Origin of the sequence: Amycolatopsis sp. NPDC004625 (genome assembly GCF_040609695.1) — a bacterium.
Lineage (GTDB): Bacteria > Actinomycetota > Actinomycetes > Mycobacteriales > Pseudonocardiaceae > Amycolatopsis.
The window spans coordinates 1-21,003 of sequence record NZ_JBEXKX010000067.1; the positions used below are offsets into that span (position 1 = coordinate 1).

Below are 21,003 nucleotides of genomic sequence, written 5' to 3' on the forward strand. Positions count from 1 at the left end.
CGGAACCTGCGTCCACAGCTCGCCTGTCCGGCCCGTGTCCCGAAACCCTCACGGCCCGGCCCTGGACGTCCCGCCGGAACACCCAATCAACGACCCGCGTCACGGCATGACGTCCATACCGTCACCAGCACGAACACCCAAAAATCGAAGCACGGCAAGAACACCAGGTCGAGCAACCCACGACCCCGCCGAACTGGTTAAAACTCAAGCTAGGCGGCCTTTCAGATCGCGTGGTCGAGCTCCCAGGGTGTCCGGCCCAGCTCGGCGGCGTCGGCGAGCAGCCGCCGCGCGGCCAGGACGTCGACCTGATGGCCGAGGCGGCGACTGAGCCAGCCGAGCACCTTCCGGTCCGGCTTGACCTGCTCGTCGGTGCTGGCCAGCATCCAGAGGTAGCCGAGCCGGACGTCGTGCCTGCCGTTGCCGGGGACGGCTCGTAACCGGCGTTCCACCGCCTCGAGCCGGGTGAGGTCGGACAGGAGCGTCGCCACGTCACCGAGCGTATGCACACCGGAGCCGGCAAGGACCTCGGCGTAGCGCACTGCGGCTTCCGCCTTGAGTAAGCCGCCTCGGGTACTGGTGCGGCCTCGGTTTTCCAGGACGTCGGAGGCGAACCGGTCCGGCGGTCCAGTTTCGCCAGCGCGTCGACGGGCTGTTCAGCGGAGGTGCCGGCCAGGGTGGGGAAGCCGGCGACGTCGACCAGGTGGGGCAGGAGACCCTGGTGCTTCGCGTACCGGTCGCAGACCGCGATGGTGCTGGTGTATCGGGCGTTGATCGAGAACACTGCGTCGAGCACGCACGCCGGCAGGTGCGCCCACCGTCGGGCGCGGGGCTGGATGTCGAGCCCGGCGGCCGCTTCGACCAGGTGCCGGACGTCCGCGGCCGTGGTCATGGCCGCACTTCGGCGCGGCGGAGGCGGAAATCGTCAGCGGGAAGCCGCTGTCGATGAGGCTGCTGGCGTGGTGGCCGCCGTGGGCGTCGACGAATTGCAGGGTCGTCATGTGGTCGGCTGGACAGGAAGGCCCCTTCGATTGCGCTCGCGTCGCCGTCGAGGGCGATGCGCGTCGACAGCTGCTGGCCCAGGTATTGCGCGAGGCTGTTGTGGCGGCCGGTGTCGACGCCGCCGATCTCGAAGCCCAGCTCGTGGGCGGCCTCGGGATATCTCGTGTGGAGCGCGATGGCCAGCTGGTAGGCCGTGGTGTGGGGGCGTCCGAGGTGGTGGCCCGGCGGCTCGGGGGTCACCTCACGCAGGACGCCTGCCGGCCCGGGGTGCTACCGGTGCGGAGTACCGCTCGTCAAGACCGTCGGCGCGACACCGTCGGGCTTGTAGCGGTCCTCATTGCGCGGCCGGCACTCTGGCTTCGGCAGCTCTGCGTCAGGCGACTACCGATCGGTCACCCGTGCCGTCATCCGTCCGACCAGGCCGTCACGCCAACGCACGTCGTAGGCACCGATCTGAATCATGCGGTCCGCGCCGACCGCGAACACCTTCCGCGGAACCGGGTGCCGCGACGACGGTTCGACCTGACCGGCGCGGAAGGTCAGCACGTCGATCGTGAACGGTCCCATCCGTTTAGTGACGACCTGCTCGAAATCGTCCCAGCGCACGCTGACTCGGTATCCATCTCGATGCGCGACAAGGCCGCTCTCGGTAACGCTGAGCCGTCGCCGGCGAACCCGCACCAAGACGAGCAGCACGATTAGGCCTGCCGCCACCACCATGGCACCCACGGGACCGGCTACCCGCTCGTCGGACCACACCAACCCCATCGCGAAGCGGGCCGCGAACGCCACGACGCCTCCGATGACCCCGCTCACGACAGCGGAGAACCAGGCCAACACCCACCGTGGCCGAAACGTGGTCGACATTGCGCCATTATGCAGCGGCGTGAGCGATCGCGGCTCGGTCGGTTGGCTTTGGTGGTGTCAGCTGACCGCGGTTGGTCGTCGTTCTGGGCGCTTTGGTGATCACCAGGTGTGATCAGGGTTCGCTCGAACCGGCCGTACTGGACTTGTCTTGCTGGTAAACCGGGTTTGTGATCGGGCACGCTCCGGAGGTGTTGATCGAGCTCCGTCGCGCGCCGCGGGGAGAGTCTCCGGCGTGGGTGCGTTGCCCGGACGGGGTGGTGATGTGGTTGCCGTCCTACTCGCGGAAATGGTGGGTGCCCTACGGTCTCGCGCACGCCGCCACCGAGCGGGAGCTGGATTTGGCCCAGGGGGTGTTCGGTTCGATCGCTTGGGCGCGGTGTTCGAGAACATGCGGTCTACTCGGATCGGCCGCGGCACGACGCGCGCGTGGTCTCGGCCACGGTGGTGCAGGTCAGGGGCCGCGCGCTGACCACTGCCGAGGTGCTGCACCAGGCCGTGGAGCCCCGCCGGCTGGTTCCGCAATCGGCAGTGCGGGGCGTGGTCAGCCAGGATCCGTTTCCGTGGACAGCCGTGGACATCGCCAGCGCCACGGACGCGCTGCGCGCTCTTGGGGAGCAGTGGTGCGGGCGGGACACCGATGACGTGCTGGAGCTCGACTGGCCGCAGCGGCGATGCTGACCTGGTTCATGAGGGCTCCTCGTTTCGGGGTGGCGCCCGGTCACGACCACTCTGAGTCTTTCCCGAAGGTGAAAGTCGGCCCTCGGACAGCTTCCGGGGCTGGGCACGGTCGCTATGGCCGGGAGTGCCGGCGAGCACGGCACCAGGACGAGATCGATCGCGGCGTCGACCCGCATTCCGAACGACCGATCAGCGGCATGAGAGCGCGTTTGTGCTACGCCTCGGTCAGCGTGTTTCGATGTGGCGTTCGGCGTAACGCTGCGTGGATCGCTGGCGACTGGTGGCTGTGAGAGGGGCTCTGATGTCACCGTGGTGGACCGGCTGCTGGTCGATGTTGACGTAGAGGGACGCATGTCGGTGTCCATCTGGAAGGCCGACGAACTCCCCAGCGCAGCTACCGAACCTGCTGTGCTGGCGTGGCCGCTGGATGCGGACCAGTCCGAGGATCTGCGGTGGTATCTGGAGGACTACCTCCGGGCCCCCTACGGTGTCTACGAGGATCGCGGCGGCCGGATCGCCCAGCAGCTCCCCGAGTGGGGCAGGGCGATGTTCTCCGCGCTGTTCGGCTCGGGCCCGGCGCGCGACGCCTACATTGCCTTCCGCAGCCGCGCCGTGGAGCCGGGTCCGACGGAGATCGTCCTGCGGTCGGCGGCGCCGGCCTGGCTGGGGCTGCCCTGGGAACTGCTGCGCGACCCTGATCGCCCCGCGCCGGTGGTGCTGGACGGGCTCGGCATCAGCCGCAGCGTGCCGAAGGCACCCCGGGGGCAGACCTTCGCCGTGGGTGGTGCGCGGCTGCGGGTGTTGATGGTGATCTCCCGGCCGCGCGGCACCGACGACGTCGGCTACCAGATGATCGCCCGTCCGCTTCTGCGCCGGCTGGAGGCGGTGCGGGGCCAGGTCGATCTGGTGGTGCTACGTCCGCCGACGCTGGAGGCACTGGTCGAGACGTTGCAGGCAGCCCACGTCGCAGGAAACCCGTTCCAGATAGTGCACTTCGACGGCCATGGTGTGCTGACCGGTGCACGAGCCGGGGCCGGTGCGGGCGCGCCGTTGAGCTTCGGTCAGCCGGCGGGTGAAGGTGTGCTGGTGTTCGAGAAGCCCGAGGGTGGTGCCGACGAGGTGCCGGCCGCGAGGATCGGACAGGTGCTGGCGGAGGCTCAGGTGCCGGTGGTGGTCCTCAACGCTTGCCAGTCCGGCGCGGTCGGTAAGCAGCTGGAGGCCGCGGTCGCGACCCGGCTGCTATCGGGTGGTGCTTCGGCGGTGGTGGCGATGGCCTACAGCGTGTACGCGGTGGCCGCGGCCGAGTTCATGACCGCGTTCTACGAGCGGCTGTTCGCCGGCGACACGGTCACCGACGCGGTCCTGGCCGGTCGTGCCCGGATGGCCCACCGGCCGGAGCGTCCCTGCCCGAAGGGTGAGTTGCCGCTCGCGGACTGGGTCATCCCGGTGCACTACTGGCGCCGTGAGGTGCACTTCCCTGACCTACGGACCGTCCCCGCTGGCGCGGGCGGGGTGACGTTGGACGCTGCGCTGGACGCTTTGCGGGCTTCCGGTACGGACGAGCGACGCGATGCGCTCTCGCCGGTGGGCGAGTTCGTCGGGCGAGACGGAGTGTTCTACACCCTGGAGGTCGCTGCACGTACTCAGCGGGTGGTGATCGTGCACGGCCCTGGTGGGGCAGGGAAGTCGGAGCTGGCGAAGGCGTTCGGGCGGTGGTGGCGCGACACCGGCGGGGTTGAGCGCCCGGAGTGGGTGATCTGGCATTCCTTCGAGCCTGGCGTGGCCTCGTTCGGGCTGGACGGGGTGATTTCGGCGATCGGCTTGCAGGTGTTCGGTGTGGACTTCGCCCGTCAGGATCCGCCTGTCCGGAGAGCTCTCGTCCACCAGTTGCTGCGGGAGCGTCGGGTGCTGGTGGTGTGGGACAACTTCGAGTCCGCGTGCTCGATGCCCGACCTCACCTCGGCCACCCCGCCGCTGGATGAAGCAGCCCGGGAGGAGCTCCGGGACTTTCTGCACACGGTCGCGGCCGGTGGTCGCAGTGCTGTACTGGTCACCAGCCGCGCCCCGGAGACCTGGCTGGGCGAGCTGCGCCGCATCGAGCTGGGCGGTCTGACCCGCAATGAGGCGGTGCAGTACGTCGATCAGGTGCTGTACCCGTTCCCGGCCGCAGCGCCGCGGCGAGCGTCTCGTGCATTTGCCGGACTGCTGGACTGGTTGGACGGGCACCCGCTAAGCATGCGGTTGCTGCTGCCGCACCTGGACACCACCGATCCGGACATCCTTTTGGCTGGCCTGCGCGGCACCCAACCTCTGCCGGACAGTAGCGATGACGGTCGCAGCACGTCCCTGGCGGCGAGCATCACCTACTCCATCACCCACCTCGACCCCACCGCGCGCCGACAGCTGGTTGTGCTCAGCCTGTGTGTCGGCATCGCGAATGCCTCCGCGCTCGGCATATTCTCCGCGGACGAGCACGTTCCCGACCGGTTCCGCGGGATTGACGCTCGCGGCTGGACCTCGGTGCTGGAACATGGAGCCGCGGTGGGCCTGCTGACCACGCTGGGTAGAGGCATGTACGGAATCCACCCGGCGCTGCCGGCCTACCTTGGCCAACAGTGGCACGCCGAAGACCTCGACAACTATCCAGCAGACCGCGCAGCCGCTGAACACGTGCTGCTCACTGCCTACAGCCGGCTCGGGGCCTGGCTGCTACAGCAGATCAGGTCAGGTGACGCAGCTCTGGCGTTTCAGGTCATCGGTCTTGAACGGCGGATGTTGGGCCACCTGCTCGGTTTTGCACTCAACTGCCGCCGCTGGGCCAACGCCCAGGACATCGTCCAACCACTCAACGAATTCTGGGATCTTGGTGGCCTGACACTCGAAGCCAGAGGTTGGGTCGACCGAGTTCAGCATGCCGTTGAGGACGCGGACGGGAACCCGCCACCACTTAATCAACCCGCTGGAGCGCTCTGGCTGTTCATCGTCAGCGCGCACTCCAACCGCCTGCGGCTCGCGGGCCAGTTGGATGCTGCTGAGTCGAGCTACGTCAGGGTTCTCGAAATGCTGCTGGTACAGCCGGACTACCGACAACGTCAATGGCTCGGGGTCGTCAATCATCAGCTGGGCATCGTTATGCAAGACAGGGGCCGGTTGGATAATGCGGAGCAGTGGTACGGCCGGTCTCTCGCCATCAGCGAGGAGTTGGGTGATCGGTCAGGCATGAGCCGCTCTTATCATCAGCTCGGCAGCGTGGCGGAGGTTCGGGGTCGGTTGCATGATGCGGAGCAGTGGTACCGCCGGTCTCTCGCCATTAGCGAGGAGTTGGGTGATCGGTCAGGCATGAGCCGCTCGTTTCACCACCTCGGCAGCGTGGCGGAGGATCATGGAAGTCTGGATGATGCGGAGCAGTGGTACGGCCGGTCTCTCGCCATTAGCGAGGAGTTGGGTGATCGGTCAGGCATGAGCCGCTCGTTTCACCACCTCGGCACTGTGGCGCATCTGCGGGGGCGGCTGGATGAGGCCGAGCAGTGGTACCGCCGATCCCTCGCCATCGACGAGGAGTTGGGTGATCGGCCAGGTTTGAGCCGCTCCTATCACCAGCTCGGCATCCTGGCGCAGGATGGGGATCGGCCGGAGGAAGCCGAGCAGTGGTTCCACCGGTCTCTCGCCATCAGCGAGGAGTTGGGTGATCGGTCAGGCATGAGCCGCTCGTACCACGAGCTCGGGATGATGGCACAGGATGCGGATCGGCCGGAGGAAGCCGAGCAGTGGTTCCACCGGTCTCTCGCCATCAGCGAGGAGTTGGGTGATCGGCCAAGTATGAGCCGCTCGTTTCACCACCTCGGCACTGTGGCGCATCTGCGGGGGCGGCTGGATGAGGCCGAGCAGTGGTACCGCCGATCCCTCACTATCAAAGAGGAAAGGGGAGATCGCCCTGGGATGGCTATGACCTACGGGCAGTGGGGACTCCTCGCCGAACAGCGGGGTAGAACTCGTGAGGCACTCGAGTGGATGGTCCGATGCGTGACGCTGTTTGACGAGTTTCCGCACCCGGCGACACGTCCGGGGCCTGTGCATTTGGTCCGGTTAGCGAAACGTCTCGGCTTGCGGAAGTTGAGGAAAGTCTGGGTCAGTGTGACCGGAGGGCCCGTGCCGCCGGAGGTCCTGACTTTCATCAAGGACAGTGACACAGCGGAGGAGAGCGATGACTGAGCGGTCCCCGGCAGCCGACGGACGGGTCGAACGCACAGCACGCGCCGCGGCACGACGACTGGCGTCGGCGGATGCTCCACGACTGGAGATCGACGTAGAAGTGGCCCTGCACCACCGCAGCACACGACCGGAACCGGGCCAATACCTGGATCCAGTCACGCTAGGTTCGCTGATCGTCAGCACAGCCACCCTCGCCTGGACTGTCTTCAAAGACTTGCGCACCAAGACCCTGAAGCCGAAAGCCGACATCGTCGCGCGACGAGTACGCATCGAGTTGCCACCCGCCGAGGACATCTCTCCCACAGACCAAGACCGGGTCATCGAGATCATCGTCGAAGAGATTGTCAACGATAGCGACGAATAGCGCTCACCGCCGACCCAGGTCCCGGCGAGTCGTGGGCGCCGTGCCGCAGACGCTTCACCAGGAGGTCCGCTCGTCGGCATGACCGGATGTTGGCGTCAGTCGTCGTCGCCCATGACGTCCAGGAGCAGGTCGCCCGGCATTGCGAGTAACCGCCGGAGAAGGCGCCGGTCGAGCTCGATCGCGTGTTCGGTTGCCTGTGACGCCGCCAGGCAAAACCAGTCGGCCACGTATCCTTGGCTGGTCAGCTGCCACAGGGTGTCGGCCTTCGGCTCGAGTCGGTCGAGGAGCCAGTGAAGGTGATCGGCGAGCTCGCTGTCCGGTGGCAAGTCAGACGACAGCAGCCACAGCGATTCCCGGCGGATGGCTCCCGAACGGTGTCCTACCCGGTCCCCGGCTTCGAATATGTGTGACGGCTCCAGATCGAGGAGTCGAGTAACGGAGGCAGCGCTTCTGTCGTGATCGCCGGTGAGCCGAAAAGTAGCACCTGTCTGCACCACGGCATCGTCGCGTGGGGGGTCCCTCACCGCGAGGCAAATACGCGTGAGCCGAGCATGCTGCCATCGGCATGAGCGGATGTTCGCCATCTTGTTGGGCGGCTGTGGGCGGCCGATCGTTACTGTGGGCGGTGTGGAGCGCCGTATCGACCTCAGCAACCTCGATCTGGATCGGGCGGCTGCGATGGTGGCCGCTCGGTGCGCCGGCTGGCGTGAGCGCGGTGTTGTGACGGCTGAGCTGACCTGGATGGACAACGGCGCCTCGTGGCCGGCACGGCTTCTGAGGGACCGCGGCCAGGCGGGTCGGCCGAAGTCGTTGGGCGTGCGGGTGCACGCAGACGCGGGGGAGGCGGAGTTCGTCCTGTACGCCGGTGGCTGGGCGGACGTGCTCGTCCTGCATTCGGGCGTCGGCGAGCCGGCCAGCGAGTATGTCGAGTTGGACGATGTCGAGGAGTTCGGGTCGGTGTTGGACCGTATCGTCGGGCTTCTTGTTCGAACCGTCTGAGCGAGAGTTCGGTCATCGGAAGCCACGAGGGTTCGCGGGAGAACGCTACGGCGGCTTCTTGAAGGTTCACCCCAGCAGTTCCGCACCCGATCTGCCACTGGCCGAGCCTTCGTGCACCCATTGCGGCGGGAGGGGAATGTGAGATGGTCGGAAGGTGGCGAGGAGTGCTGGGGAGTTCGACAGCTGGTACGAGGATCGGACAGGGTCGCCGGTCGCTGATGAGCTCGTGCGGCGGACGCTGGGGCTTCCATCGGATCTGCAGTCCACGAGCCTGCTGGGCGGAGCCGGGCTCGATGAGGTTGTGACGGCGCTCGACCTGCGGGCTGAGCGAGTTCTGGTCGATTTGGCGTGCGGGCGCGGCGGGTACGGTCTGGAGATCGCGCGACGCAGCGGTTGCCGGGTGGTCGGGATCGACTTTTCTGCGGTCGCGATCGAACAGGCCCGGCGCCGGGCCCGGGAGTTGCGGCTGGCGGATCGGGCTGACTTCCAGGTCGGTGAGCTGATCGCCACGAAGTTGAGCGCGGCGTCGGTCGACGCGGTCCTCGTCGTCGATTCCCTCCAGTTCGCCGATTCGCTGCCGGACGCATTGCAGGAGTGTCGTCGAATCGTTCGCCCCGGCGGACGGGTGGTCTTCACGTGCTGGGAACCCGTCGATGCGGACGACGAGCGGCTGTCGCCGCGACTGCGGCAGATGGATCTGGGCCGGCAGTTGCCGCGCGCCGGGTTCGTGGATGTCGAGGTCACGGACAGACCGGCCTGGCGTCTGGCCGAGCACGCGCTGTGGCGAGAAGTCTTCACCCTCGAGGGCGGCGACGATCCAGCACTGCGGTCGATGCAGGAAGAGGCAGAACGAATGCTGGCGATCTTCGACGTGTTGCGCCGGGTCCTGGCTACGGCCAGCGCACCCCGCACAGGCTCGTCGCAACTGTAGTCAGCCGTATCCGCTCGTCGGCATGACAGGACGTGAGGCCGTGCCTCCCTCTGGTTGCGCGCTAGTGTTTAGCGAGGTGCCAGCACGGCCTATGCCGAACGCGCCAGTCGCTCAGCTCTGCACCCCGGCCGGTCGGCGATGCCACGCGACGGGCCGCGGTCCAAGAGTCGTTGCGTAGCTTGCTGACGAGGACGCCGAGGTCTACAACATCACCGATGCCGCCGTCGGACAGGGCGCGGTGATGGCAGCGTTGAACCTGACCGCGTTGGCGGCAGCAGCTGTCACGGCCCTGGCTGAGGTAGCGGGCCATGACACTGTTCGAAGCTCTGCGCTCGATCGATGGCGGAGGAAGCTGACGAGGGACCACGTCAGCCACGGCGGGCGCAAGCATGCCGACCGATCGCGTCGAGTTCATCAACTGCGACCGTATCCCTACGTCGACTCGGTCATCCGCTTCTCGGCGTGAAAGCGGTCGTGCTGATCAGCTCGTGGGTGGCAGCCAGTCGTCTGTCTCGCGGTGGCGGCCGAACCTGACGGCATCGAACTCATCGACGTGCTGGCCGTTGACAACGCCGAGCCACCGAAATTCTCGGGAGATGGGGCTACCCTCGGTCGGTACCGGCTTTCCTTCGGCAAGGTGCAGAGGCCCGAGAACCACCTGACCGCCGTTCCATACTTGCGCGGACTCAGCTCCGGTTCCGCCGAAGTAGTCAGCCTCGACGTAGCCGACGGGACCGTCTGCCGAACAAGCGGCCAAAGCGTCACCGAACCCGGCGGGTGCGCATGGTCGTGCGTGGGTCGGCATGGCGGGCTGCGATCTGGACATCGCGCAGGTCGACGCCGGCGTCGAGCATCGTGGTGACGAAGGTGTGGCGCAGCATGTGCGGGTGCATCCGAGGCGGCCGCACGACCGAGGCCTCGGCCAGTCTGCGTAGCCGGCGGGTTGCGCAGTGCCGGTCCATGCGGACGCCTCGCCGGTTGAGCAGGATCGAACCGTGACCGCGGACGCCAACGGCTCGGTCGATCGCCCGGCCGACCGCCAGTGGCAAGGGCCCCAATACGACCTTGCTACCTTTGCCGACCACCCGCAGTACCCGGTGTCCCTGTGCCTCGCCTACGCGCGTTGGCGTGCAACCCCGCGGCATGAGCGTGCATTGCTCCATCGGGAAGGCAGATAGCCGTCGGTCCACGCGACACGCTCGCGCTACCTCCGGGCCTTTGGGTCCGGTCAAAAACCTGGCCCAGCGGCATGACACGGCGGGAGAGGGTAATCGATCGGCTCTGGCCGCGTAGTCGGGCAGGGCTCGGCGAGTGGCTATGCGTGAACAGGAGTGTCTCGTCGGCGCTGGCCAGCCTTTGTCCGACCTTTGCTGTCCGCGGGGAACGGGCCGACACCGGACAACACCTTTGCCGTAGACCGGACCTCGTCGAGGCGGGTCCGGAGTGGTCCGCGTCGAGCGGGAAGAGCGGCAGGGCCTGCGGGCCTGCAATCATCAGGGAGGACGACATGAGTACGAAACCACGCTTGCTCCGCGGGGTACTGACTGTGTTGGGGGCGCTACTGCTGGTGGTGGCCAACTCGTCGGCCCCCGCGTCCGCAGCGGCTCGCGACGGCGTGTGCGAGACAGGAGAGATCTGCTTCTACTACTACGCGAACTACCGCGGATCGCTGTCGGACTTCACCGGCTCGATTGACAACTACGGGACGACACAACCCTCGTGCTACGAGTTTAAAACTCCCGGGCAGGACGGTGCCGGGGCGTGCATGAAGAACAACGCCCGCTCGGTCCGGAACCTCACCGGCAGAGCAGCCCGCATTTACTTCAACAGCGGATACTGTGGCAGTTACGACACCGTTGCCGCGAATTCCTCGCGCAACCTCAGTGTGACATATGACAACAATGCGTCCCACCAGTTCTCGCCCTACCCTGTCGGATGCCACTCCGTGTGATCTGGCCTGACCGTGCACCCGGTCGTTCCGGCTCCGCCCGGAACGACCGGGGTCCCGCGTTCCTCACCGACGCCGGTCGGGTGTGGCACAAGATCGGCCACGTCGTCCCCGGTCCGCCAGGCATTGTCATCGGCATCACCGCGTTTGCTGACGCGCCTTTTGGCTTGCTCGTCGGCCCGAGCCACCAGGCATGCCGGGTGCGGCAGCAGTACTCGGATTTGCCCGGCGGTTCCGACCTGTCTGGACCTCACATCGGGAAGGTGACTTACGACCCGCGTTCTCCGCCCGGGCGTGACCTGCTGGGACTTTCAACGCCTCGACATCGTCGACCCCGGCGCTCTGCCCGGCCTCACACGATTGCCCAACCTCGTGCGCAGCGTCCGGACACCCGAATTCCGAGGCGCCACGTTCCACGAAGTCCACGCCAAGAGCGCTCAACCACGTCCCGGCGACTGCGCGGATGCTGCAGGGAGAGCGGCATGCGTGCGCCAATCGACGGCTCGCATCGATCCCAGTTGAGCCCGGGCCGGCTGCGCGCCCCTGCCCAGGCCATGCTCGGGCGAACGTACCTGGGGCGTCAGTGGCAGGCGGGTGTGTCGGGCATGTCTGGCAGCAGGGCGGTCCACTCACCGTCGGTGACCGGACCGAGGGTCTGGCAGACGTCCGCCAACGCCCTGGCCGGGTCGAGTTCCCACAGTCGCGCCGTGCCGTCGGCGGCCGCCGAGGCCAGGGTGTGGCCGTCCGGCCCGAAGGCGATTTTGCTGACCGCGTCGGTGTGGGCGGCGAGCACCGCGAGCGGGCGAAGGGCCGAGCTGTCCCACAACCTGATCGTGTGATCTTGACCGGCTGACACGACGGTGCCGTCGGGGCCGAAGGCGACGTCGATCACGCCGCCTTCGTGGCCGCTCAGCGTCGCGGGCGGACGAACTCCGGAGAGGTCCCACAGCCTGACCGTCCGATCGATGCCGGCACTGGCGAGGGTCTTGCCGTTCGGGCTGAACGAAACCGACGTCACGTTGGTGGTGTGGCCGGTCAGCGTCGCCGTCGCACGCTGGGTCGCGGCGTTCCACAGCCTGATCGTTCCGTCCTGGCTGCCGCTGGCGAGGGTCTGCCCGTCCGGGCTGAATTTCACGACGTACACCAAGCCGGTGTGACCTTCCAGGGACCCGGTGCGGCGCCCCTCCGCCACGTCCCACAGCTGGACCGCCCGGCCGGCGTCGCCGCCGCTGGTCGTGGCGAGGGTCCGGCCGTCAGGGCTGAACGCCACCCCGAACACCGGGTGCTTGTAGCCGGTGAACTGCCGGATCTCCCGCTGGGTTCCGGCGTCCCAGAGCCGGACCACGCCGTCACCACCCGCAGTGGCGATGATGCGGCCGTCCGGGCTGAACTCGACGTCGTGGACCTGGTCGGTGCCCGCGGCGAAGGTGGCCAGCACGCGCCTGCTCGCCGGGTCCCACAGCCGGACGACGCCGTCCTCGCCCCCGGCCGCCAGCGTCCGGCCGTCCGGGCTGAACACCACGGACCGCTGCTGGGCAGCCGGTGACGGTGCCAGGACGGCGGGGGACAGCGCCCACATCGTCAGGGTGCCGTCCGTTCCGGTCGCAGCGACGGTCCGGCCGTCGGGACTGAACGCCACGCCGAACTGGCTGCTGGTGCGGCCGGTGAGAACGGCCGTCTGGCGCCGGCGGGGTACGTCCCAGAGCCGGACCGTCGCGTCCATGCTCGCGGTGGCGAGCGAGCTGCCGTCACGGCTGAAAGCGACACCGAAGACCGCGGCGCTGTGTCCCGGGAGGGAAGCCACCTGCGTGCGCGAGTCGACGTCCCACAACCGGACGGTGAAGTCGTCGCCCGAGCTGGCCAGCAGGTGCCCGTCCGGGCTGAACGCGACTTGCTCGGCGCCGGCCGTGTGGCCGGCGAGGGTGGTGATTTCACGACGGGCGGCCACATCCCACAACTTGACGGTGCGGTCTTTGCCGGCGCTGGCGACGGTGCGGCCGTCCGGGCTGAACGCGACGCCGTAGACCGCGGCGGTGTGACCGGTCAGGGTGGCGATCTCGCGACGGGCGGCCACGTCCCACAACCGCACCGTGCGGTCGTTGCTCGACGTCGCCGCGAGGTGTCCGTCCGGGCTCAGCGCCACGCCGTTCAGTGGTGCCGTGTGGCCGGTCAAGGTGGCGATCTCCCGGCGGTTCGCGACGTCCCACAGCTTCAGCGTGCGGTCGTTGGCGACGCTCGCGAGCGTGCCTCCGTCGGCGGAGAAGACGACGCCGAAGACCGCGGCTGCGTGTCCGGCGAGCACCGCGGTCTCGCGGTGTCCCGGTACATCCCGGAGCCGGACGGTGTTGTCGGCTCCGGCGACGGCGAGTGTGCGTCCGTCGGGGGAGTAGGCGACGCCGAAGAGGCTCTTTGGGTGGTCGAAGTAGGTCGCGATGGCTGACTGCCGGGTGCTGCTCAGCAGGGCGCCCCGCGCCTCGCTGCCCGGGAACTGCCGGAAGGCTTCCGCGGCCAGGATCAGCGAGGCGCGTGACGGCGGGCCGCTGGTCGCCCGGACGGCCAGCTCCCGGGAGACCGCGATCTGCCGTTCTACTCTCGCGGTCTGCCGCTCGGCCACCGCCACGATCGCAATGCCCACTGTCGCGAGCAGCAGCACTACGAGTCCGGTGGCCAGCAGGCGGAGCTGACGGGCGCGGCGCAGGACGGCTGAGCGTTCCCGGGCTTCGTGCGCGGTGCTGGTGTCGAGGAACGTCCGCTCCCGGGCCGTGAGCATGGAGCCGTTGTGCGCCGCCAAATCGGAGGCGAGGGCGAGCCTGCTGCCCCGGTAGAGGGACCCGGGTTCACGGCCGATGGCTTCCCACGAGTCCGCGGCGTGGGTGAGGTGGCGGTGCACTTGAAGCCCCTCGCGGTCTTCCGCCAGCCAGTCGCGCAGACGGGGCCAGCGCTTGATGAGGGCCTCGTGCGTGATTTCGACGCTGCCCTCGTCCAGGTGCACGAGCCGGGCCGCGGTCAGTTTCGCCAGCACTTCGGCGAGTGGGGACGTGCCGGGCTCGCCCAGCTCGTCCAGGGGTATCCGGCGTTTGGTGTCTTCGGTGCGTTCGCCGAGCGCGGTCAGCCGGAGGAAAAGACCCTTGGCCACCACGCGTCGGTGCTCGTCGAAAGCCGAATACACCTTTTCGGCGGTCTGTGCGAGAGCATGCTGGATACCGCCGGAAGCCTGGTATGCGGTCAGCGTCAGCGTATGCCCACGGCGGTGCTGCCAGGTGACCAGCATCGCGTGCGAAACCAGCGGGAGGATTCCGGCTTGCCCGGCGGAATCGGTGAGCACGGCGGCCAGCAAGGAGCTTTCCACCACGTGGTTCACCGCGATCGCGGGTTGCACGATCGCCCGCCGGAGTTCGTCGGGGGTCATGGCCCCGACGAGCAGCTGCCGGTCGCGCATGGCTTCGGCCAATCGAGGGAAATCGGCGCAATGCGGGTAGAAGTCCGCCCGGATACCGAGCACGATCCGCAGCTGGGCATCGGAGGCGTGCGTGGCGCGGATCAAGGTGTCGATGAAGGCCGCCCGCTCGGCGGCGTCCTGGCAGAGGGTGAAAACCTCTTCGAACTGGTCCACGACCAGGACCAAGTCATCGTTTCCGTCGGCGTCGGTCGGTTCGGCCAGCGCGCTTTCGTACCGCGTTACGGGGTGGGCGCCCGGCGTCATCAGCACCACCGGCCGGTCGGTTTCGTCCTGGAGCCGGGCGATCAGACCGGCCCTGAGCAAGGAGGACTTCCCCGCCCCGGAAGCGCCGAAAACGGCGAGTAACCGGTGGTGCAGAACGCGGTACACCACCTCGTCCGTCAAGAGTTCACGACCGAAGAACCGGTGAGCATCCTGAGGCTGGAACGGTTCCAGCCCGACGTAGGGCGAGTCCGCCGCCGCAGCAGCTTGCGACCCCGGCTTCCCGGACTCCGCGGTGTCCTCAGCGAGTTGGGCCGCCACCTCCCGCCAGTGCGGTTCCCATTCGGCGGGATTCCCTCCGCAGGCCGTCACGTAGGCCAAGGTGACAGCCAACGTCGGCAGTTTGCGACCGCCCGCCGCATCGGACAGTGTGGTGGACGAATAATGTGCCCGGCGGGCGAGTTCCCGGTAAGGTGGGCTCCCTGATTTCTGCCGGAGCAGCCGAAGCTTCGCGGCGAACTGCAGCAGCGGATCATCCCCGGCGTCGAGTGGCCGTTCCTGCCTGACCATATTGTCCCCTCCCTTGCCCCATTCTTCAGCCAGGAGCGCGAAGCGTCCAGTTCGTCCGCTCCGGGATCGGAAAGGCGAAGTGATGACCGAGGTGCGTCCGGAGTGGCGGTGGATTCCTGTGCCGGCGTGGCGGTGAGGCGCATGGACCCGGCAGGGCGGGTAAGAGAGGATCGCCAGGAGTGCGGTGGCTTCGGTAAGTGGCAGTTCGGCGAGGGACGGCCGCGATGTCGAAGACGGCGACTTCGTCGCCGGGTGGCGAGGCCCCCCGACCCGCGCGGTCTGGTCGTAGCCGGCGGTGATGGCGATGGGCCGGTTGTCGAGGACGCTGCAAGCTACCGCGATCACCGAGCTGGCGTGGCCGGTCAAGATGGTGAGTTCATTCCCGGTGGCGAGGTCCGGACCTGGGGCGTCCTCGCGGCCGCCGATGACCACGGCGCCGCCGGTGACGGCGACTGGCCGACTTTGCTGATCCGGCTGCCGAAGTAGCCCTTGGGTTTGCTCGTCCGAACCGATGTCCGCTCGTCGGCATGAGCGTGCGTCAACCGGCGTCCGCGGCTGGCGGCAGTGCGGACGCCGAACCGGCCGGCCTGGATCAACACCGGGGCTGCCGCTCGCCGAGTGCGGGGGGAACAGCGGTGTGAGTGGGGTTGGTCGATCGGGATCGTGCCTCTGGCGGGTGCGAAGGTGGTGGGCCGTGTGCAGAGCGCCGAGCAAACGTCGTTGCGGCTGGTGTGCTGCCCGTGAAGACTGACCGCCATGCTCGTCCTGGAACCGGTGATCGACGCGGCCGACGCGACCGGGTTCACCCTCTGGCCGGTCGCAGCCCATGTCGGGCGTTCCCTTGTCCACATGTCAGCGGGCATGTCCCCGCTCGACGTCGGCACGGTGATGGCGGCCCCGCAGCCTCAGGGTTCCGATGCCTCTGCTGCACATCCTCGTGACGCTGCCGCCGTGCTTCGGGCCATCATCGAGACCGGCTGCCTGATCGCCGCCGGCGGTCTGCTGGCCCGCGACTCGCAGACAGGGGTCGCTATCCCGCCGAGTTGCTGCTGCGGCCTGGAGGGCTGGCGCGAATGGACCACCGTCCCGCACGGTGGCCAGCCGTGGCTCGGCCACAGCCCCGCACCGTGGGTGGAGCACCTCGACAACGCCGTGCGCATCTGGCCCGACGGTGGCCTCGGCGAGGCCCTGCCCCCGATCGAGCACGCGATCACGGCACCGTTGGATATCGTCACCGCTCAACTGCACAGCACGCACCAAGACCTCCTCGGCTTCTTGGACGCAGCCACCCAATGGGCGCATGAGTTTGCGCCCGGCATGGTTGGGGACCTCGTGGCCAAGCTCGACGACAGCTTCGCGATCACCGAACGCTGAACCCTCTCGAGGCAGTACTCCGTACTCTTTCGGCGGTGGTGACCCTGGTGCCAACAGCCGGCGCCGTCCGGTCGTCGGCATGAGCGAGCACCAGACGCGATTCTGGGTGGATGCGCGCACGCCCGGCGTCCGCCAGTTGAGCCTCGGGGTTGATCGTGGCCGGGGCCGCGTCGCCCACAGTCTGTCTCATAGCCTGCTGCCATGGTGTCGAAGGCGTGGGCCGTCCAGATCGTGGAGCGGCATCTGGCCGGGTGGCCGGCACGGGGTCAGCCGAGGATGGTGATCATGGACGTCCGTCCACACCGGCTTGGCTGGCTGATCAGCAGCCAAAGTGAGCGCTATGTACGCACCCGCGAGTTCATTGACATGGTGGTGGGCCACGGGCCCTTCCTGGTCGACGGGGTGGACGGCAGCCTGCACACGGTGCATGCGACCGCTGACCTGGAGGGCGGTGAGTGGATCGAGGACTATCTCGAGCAGGTTCGCGGGCTTAAGCGTGATGACTCCCTACGGTCTCGGATCACTGAGCTGCTCGGTTCCGGTCAGCGCTTCGACGCACTCCGGCTTGTGCGTGCGTCGGCACCCGACCTCGGAGCACAAGGCGCCAAGGCGTACGTCGAGGCTGCCTCAGCCGGCGCGCAGGTCCCCGAGCACGTACGTGCTCTCTTACCGCAACCGGCAGTCAGGCGCCGGGTGTGGTGGTGTCTGTCGGACCCGAACCCGGAGCCATGACCCGCGGGATCTTGCCTTGCGTGTGGGTCCAACAGGCGGGGGCGGGTGCTCATCGGCAGACCGGCCACGCTCAGTGATGCGGCCGGCTGCGTCACTGAGCGGGTCAGCGGCAGAAGCGGATGTTCGGCTCGATACGAACTGGGGACAATTGCTCCCACCAGTGATCGAGGAAGGTATACGCGGCGAGGTGGAGCGGTGGGACCATCGGTCACCCGGGCCTCCACACGGGCGTGGCAACCGGCGCTTGCTGGGTCGCTGCGTCTCCGACGGGGCTCCGGTGCCGGAGTAGTGCCTGACAGGGCGCGACACTTCACGACATTGAAAAGCGTTGAAAGTACCGGTTGACCTGCGCTTATCGGCACCGGATGGCACACTGCGACACTCGCCGATACGCTAGAGGGGCGGACTTGTAATCAGATAGTCCGATCGTCTACTTGCTTCGGCAACCGCTCGATCCGTGTTGTGCGACGCCGGTAGTGTCGTCGGCGACTGCAGGGCGGACGCGCTGGCGTGCCTGACTGTCGAACTAGGGGCGATTTAAGGGCGAAATTGCAGGTCGAACCAAGTCGGCTGACGTCGACTCAGAGCATGAGCGATTGCAAACATCCCAGCTAGATCGACTGGCGTCGACCTGAAACGACTCGAACCAATAATCCGGAGGGTTCTTGGTTCGAGTCCAAGCGGGGGAGCGCAAGACCCAGGTCATCGACCTGGGTCTTTTTCGCGTCCTCTGAGCAGGGGTGACGATCTCCGAGCGGTGGCCCGCCCTGCTGTACCGGTTGCGCTGTCTGCTTCGTGGTCGCCGGTGGGTCGCATGGCGTGTGCGTCCGAAACCGGGGGGAACGGAGTGGGCCGCGATTTGGTCGCCGCCTGGCTGCCCTCGGAGTGATTCGCGGCAATGGAAGCCGGGTCAGGGCTCGATTCCCCAGCTCAAGGTGCCGGACTGGTAAGCGGTCACCGTGGCCAGGTCCGTGAACGATGCCGCCACGCGGTAGCTGTAGTCGTTGGTCTGGGTGAACGATGACCAGTCGGACTTTGCGATCCGGACCTGGACCTCGCCCGTGTTCGCGCCGGTGGCGAGGGAGCCGCCGGTGAAAGCCAGCTCCACGTACGCGTCGGCGCCTGGGCGTTGCGTGCTCAGCTTCACCACTCGCAACGTGACGTTTCCGCAGCCCACGACCGCGTAGTCGCACCAGACCTGGTAGCTCGGGTTGGTCGCGTCGCCGGTGAACCAGTAGCGGGCCGTCACGGCGTTCAGGGCGACGGCGGTGCCGGCGCGGTTGGCGATCTGGAGGCTCGTGCGGATCTGGTTGTCGGCCGTGCTGGTGGTGGCTCGCTGCTGCACGGCGAGCGTTCCCGTGCCCGGGTCGCCGCCCGTGGTTGTCGTTGTGAACGTCACCGGGGTGCTCGGTGGGGACTGGTTGCCCGCCGCGTCGCGGGCGCGGACTGCGAACGTGTACGCCGTGCCAGGGGTGAGGCCGGTGATCTGGTAGGCCGTGGTCGGGGTGCTGCCGACCGTGGCGCCGGCCGGCGTCAGGACGTCGTACCCGGTGACGCCGACGTTGTCGGTGGCGGCGGTCCACGTCAGGGCCGCGCTGGTGCTGCCCGGGGTGGCGGTGAGCCCGGTCGGTGCCGCCGGCGCTGTGGTGTCCCCTGTGGACGGTCCCGGCTGGCTGCCCCACACCACCGTGGAACCCTGTGCCAGCACCAGGTTCGGGTTGTCGGCGGGGGCGGACCCGCTCGGGGCGAGGCCGGTGTGCGACCAGTCGTCGGCGGGGTTCCACGTTCCGGTGCTGGTGATCCGGAACTGCGCCTCCTTGCGGTAGCGGGACTGACCGCCCGGAGCGACGCCGCCGGAGCACGGTACCTCGACGTAGTAGACCGCGCCGGAAAACTGGTGCAGCGTGGGCGCGTCGCACTGGTTGTACGCGGAGCTGACCGAAATCTGGCCGGGCGTCGTGGCGCCGTCGAGGGTGAAGTAGTAGCGCAACGCGCCCGTGAACGTGCGCGCCGGCCACGCCGACTTGTTGATCACGTATGCCTTGACCTCGGTGAACGTGCCGCCGTCGGGCTGGTTGAGCGCGCCCTGCGCCAGCATTTCCGGGCCGTCCGGGGTTTCCTTCGGCGGGAACGCCGCCAGCGGTGTGCCGCCGTACTCGCCGTAGAGGCGGGCCAGCGCGCCGGTGAAGCCGGCGTTGTAGTCGAGGGCCACCTCGTTCATCGTGTAGTTGGTGCGGTCGTCGGTGTAGGCGTCGTTGGCCGAGGTGGGGCCGCCGACGAGCGCGCCGTAGAGGGTGTGCCGGCTCTGCGCGGGCTCGTTGATGTTGTCGGCCCAGGAGCCGTGCGCGGTGCGGTGGTGGGGGTTGCGAGGCGGGTTGACGCCGAAACCGACCTCGAAGCTCGCGCCGCGTGGATTGTCCCCGAGTGCGTAGTTGATCTGCCGGACGGCGAAGTCGTGGTACGTGGCGGCTCGGGTGGGATCGGTGGCGCGCAACGAATCCGAATAGACGAGCGCCACGAACGCGGTGTTCGCCGCGTACCGCAGCGAGCCCCACTGGTCGAGCACGGCCTGGCCGCCGGGGGAGTAGGGCACGCGCTGGCCGTTGACGCCGGTGGTCCACCAGTCCAGCCAGCGGTCGGCGTCGGCGACGTACTCGGGGTCGCCGGTGAGCTGGGCCAGCAGGACGTAGGCGCCGTAGGACTTGTCGTCCCAGGCCAGCGTCCAGCGGTAGGAGCGGGTGGTGGTCTGCGGTTCGGTGGAGAGCTTCTGGTATTCGGTGCGCGCCTTGGTCAGGTAGCCGGTGTCGCCGGTGGCCTTGTAGAGCCAGATCGCGCCCCACACCAGCTCGTCCTGGTAGCCGCTCCAGGACTTGTAGAAGTTCTGGGCGTCGGTGATGCAGTTGGAATAGACGCCCCGGTAGTTGTCGGCGAAGGAGTACAGCTGCTTGGCGTGGGTGAGCAGGGTGGCGGCGTAGGCCGGGTCGTCGGCCTGGAAGACCATCGAGCCGGCGGCCAGCTGCGCGGCGGCTTCGCCGGCGAGGTCGGAGCCGGGGCAGGAGGTGTCGATGCGGTAGGCGGGCCGCGCCATGGTCATCGTCTCGGCGGGGCCCCACCACTTGTGGTCGTCGTCGCCCTTGCCGACCTGGCCGTAGAGCACGTTGGGCTGCGGGTGCGCCTTGACCAGCCAGTCGTCGCCCCAGCGCAGGTTCGAAAGCAGGTACGACCACTGGCCGGAGTTCCGGTACGCGGCGCGGTTCTCGAGGGCGCCCCAGGCGAGCATGGTCATGCTGAACTCGAAGGGCAGCCCGAACTTGACGTGGTCGCCGGCGTCGTAGAACCCGCCGGTGAGGTCGAGGCCGGCGTCCTTGCCGTCGTCGAGGGCGGACGGGCCGCGCCACGAGACCCGGTTGCCGGCCGGCAGGGCGCCGGAGCGCTGGGCGTCGTAGAACCAGACGGCCTTCTGCAACGCCTCGCCGTAGTTGAACTTCCCGGCGGCGCCCGCGGGGACGCCCGGGACCACGAGGGTCAGGCCGAGCACGAGCACGGCCACGATCGCCCGGGTCAACGCCTTCGTCGTCGAAGTGCGCACGCCGCCTCCTCGGAACTGGGAGCGCTTCCAGAACGGAAGGGTAAGGAGTCGGATTCGCCGTGTAAAGCAAGAGGGGCAA

16 protein-coding genes are annotated in these 21,003 nt (G+C 68.0%); 9 read left to right on the plus strand and 7 right to left on the minus strand.

The annotated features are described in order from the left end of the window. Positions 1-221: 221 nt before the first annotated feature. The 3 genes from ABZW17_RS41960 to ABZW17_RS41970 all read right to left on the minus strand — a co-directional run bounded on the left by ABZW17_RS41960 (position 222) and on the right by ABZW17_RS41970 (position 1,791). A complete protein-coding gene (locus ABZW17_RS41960) occupies positions 222-488 on the minus strand; it encodes a hypothetical protein (protein WP_354827061.1) in 267 nt (88 codons plus the stop codon). Between the two features lie 397 nt (positions 489-885). Continuing rightward, on the minus strand, positions 886-1,239 hold the full coding sequence (locus tag ABZW17_RS41965) for a hypothetical protein (protein WP_354827064.1): 354 nt from the start codon (positions 1,237-1,239) through the stop codon (positions 886-888). Positions 1,240-1,380: 141 nt separating this feature from the next. After that, positions 1,381-1,791, minus strand: a complete 411-nt coding sequence (locus tag ABZW17_RS41970; RefSeq protein ID WP_354827066.1) for a hypothetical protein — start codon at positions 1,789-1,791, stop codon at positions 1,381-1,383. Positions 1,792-2,292: 501 nt separating this feature from the next. On the opposite strand from ABZW17_RS41970, the gene ABZW17_RS41975 reads away from it, so the two are divergent. From ABZW17_RS41975 to ABZW17_RS41985, 3 genes are all read left to right on the plus strand, one after another. Next, the gene (locus ABZW17_RS41975; protein WP_354827068.1) at positions 2,293-2,544 is read left to right on the plus strand and encodes a hypothetical protein; all 252 of its coding nucleotides are present in this window, start codon (positions 2,293-2,295) and stop codon (positions 2,542-2,544) included. Positions 2,545-2,853: 309 nt separating this feature from the next. Next, positions 2,854-6,756, plus strand: a complete 3,903-nt coding sequence (locus ABZW17_RS41980) for a tetratricopeptide repeat protein (protein WP_354827071.1) — start codon at positions 2,854-2,856, stop codon at positions 6,754-6,756. Beyond that, a complete protein-coding gene (locus ABZW17_RS41985) occupies positions 6,749-7,120 on the plus strand; it encodes a hypothetical protein (RefSeq protein ID WP_354827074.1) in 372 nt (123 codons plus the stop codon). The genes ABZW17_RS41980 and ABZW17_RS41985 overlap by 8 nt, the downstream gene beginning before the upstream one ends. 95 nt (positions 7,121-7,215) lie before the next feature. On the opposite strand, the gene ABZW17_RS41990 is transcribed toward ABZW17_RS41985, so the two are convergent. Further along, positions 7,216-7,614, minus strand: coding sequence for a DUF4279 domain-containing protein (locus ABZW17_RS41990; RefSeq protein WP_354827077.1), 399 nt, complete (start codon positions 7,612-7,614; stop codon positions 7,216-7,218). Positions 7,615-7,693: 79 nt separating this feature from the next. Here ABZW17_RS41990 and ABZW17_RS41995 point away from each other — a divergent pair, with 79 nt between their 5' ends. Then, a complete protein-coding gene (locus ABZW17_RS41995; protein ID WP_354827080.1) occupies positions 7,694-8,119 on the plus strand; it encodes a hypothetical protein in 426 nt (141 codons plus the stop codon). Positions 8,120-8,273: 154 nt separating this feature from the next. Beyond that, entirely contained in the window at positions 8,274-9,050 is a 777-nt protein-coding gene (locus tag ABZW17_RS42000) for a class I SAM-dependent methyltransferase (RefSeq protein ID WP_354827083.1), read from the plus strand. A gap of 761 nt (positions 9,051-9,811) precedes the next feature. Here the strand turns inward: ABZW17_RS42000 and ABZW17_RS42005 are convergent. Beyond that, complete coding sequence (locus ABZW17_RS42005; protein ID WP_354827085.1) at positions 9,812-10,135, minus strand: tyrosine-type recombinase/integrase; 324 nt, start codon at positions 10,133-10,135, stop codon at positions 9,812-9,814. A 422-nt stretch (positions 10,136-10,557) separates the two neighbouring features. On the opposite strand from ABZW17_RS42005, the gene ABZW17_RS42010 reads away from it, so the two are divergent. After that, complete coding sequence (locus ABZW17_RS42010; RefSeq protein WP_354827087.1) at positions 10,558-11,001, plus strand: peptidase inhibitor family I36 protein; 444 nt, start codon at positions 10,558-10,560, stop codon at positions 10,999-11,001. 577 nt (positions 11,002-11,578) lie between these two features. Here the strand turns inward: ABZW17_RS42010 and ABZW17_RS42015 are convergent. Beyond that, entirely contained in the window at positions 11,579-15,229 is a 3,651-nt protein-coding gene (locus ABZW17_RS42015) for a helix-turn-helix domain-containing protein (RefSeq protein WP_354827089.1), read from the minus strand. A gap of 354 nt (positions 15,230-15,583) precedes the next feature. On the opposite strand from ABZW17_RS42015, the gene ABZW17_RS42020 reads away from it, so the two are divergent. The 3 genes from ABZW17_RS42020 (at position 15,584) to ABZW17_RS42030 (ending at position 17,335) form a co-directional block, all read left to right on the plus strand. Then, positions 15,584-15,715 carry a hypothetical protein gene (locus ABZW17_RS42020; RefSeq protein WP_354827092.1) on the plus strand — a complete coding sequence of 44 codons (132 nt, stop codon included), beginning with the start codon at positions 15,584-15,586 and terminating at the stop codon, positions 15,713-15,715. A gap of 270 nt (positions 15,716-15,985) precedes the next feature. Next, a complete protein-coding gene (locus ABZW17_RS42025) occupies positions 15,986-16,603 on the plus strand; it encodes a hypothetical protein (protein ID WP_354827094.1) in 618 nt (205 codons plus the stop codon). A 201-nt stretch (positions 16,604-16,804) separates the two neighbouring features. Continuing rightward, positions 16,805-17,335: a YrhB domain-containing protein gene (locus tag ABZW17_RS42030; RefSeq protein WP_354827096.1), complete on the plus strand. Its 531-nt coding sequence runs from the start codon at positions 16,805-16,807 to the stop codon at positions 17,333-17,335. Positions 17,336-18,245: 910 nt separating this feature from the next. On the opposite strand, the gene ABZW17_RS42035 is transcribed toward ABZW17_RS42030, so the two are convergent. Continuing rightward, entirely contained in the window at positions 18,246-20,924 is a 2,679-nt protein-coding gene (locus ABZW17_RS42035) for a glycoside hydrolase family 9 protein (protein WP_354827099.1), read from the minus strand. Between the last annotated feature and the right edge of the window lie 79 nt (positions 20,925-21,003).

Coding starts and splice junctions, on each gene's coding strand:
- ABZW17_RS41985 (WP_354827074.1), top strand. CDS start 6,749: ATGACTGAGCGGTCCCCGGCAGCCGACGGACGGGTCGAACGCACAGCA.
- ABZW17_RS41995 (WP_354827080.1), top strand. CDS start 7,694: ATGTTCGCCATCTTGTTGGGCGGCTGTGGGCGGCCGATCGTTACTGTG.
- ABZW17_RS42010 (WP_354827087.1), top strand. CDS start 10,558: ATGAGTACGAAACCACGCTTGCTCCGCGGGGTACTGACTGTGTTGGGG.
- ABZW17_RS42015 (WP_354827089.1), bottom strand. CDS start 15,229: ATGGTCAGGCAGGAACGGCCACTCGACGCCGGGGATGATCCGCTGCTG.
- ABZW17_RS42025 (WP_354827094.1), top strand. CDS start 15,986: ATGCTCGTCCTGGAACCGGTGATCGACGCGGCCGACGCGACCGGGTTC.
- ABZW17_RS42030 (WP_354827096.1), top strand. CDS start 16,805: ATGGTGTCGAAGGCGTGGGCCGTCCAGATCGTGGAGCGGCATCTGGCC.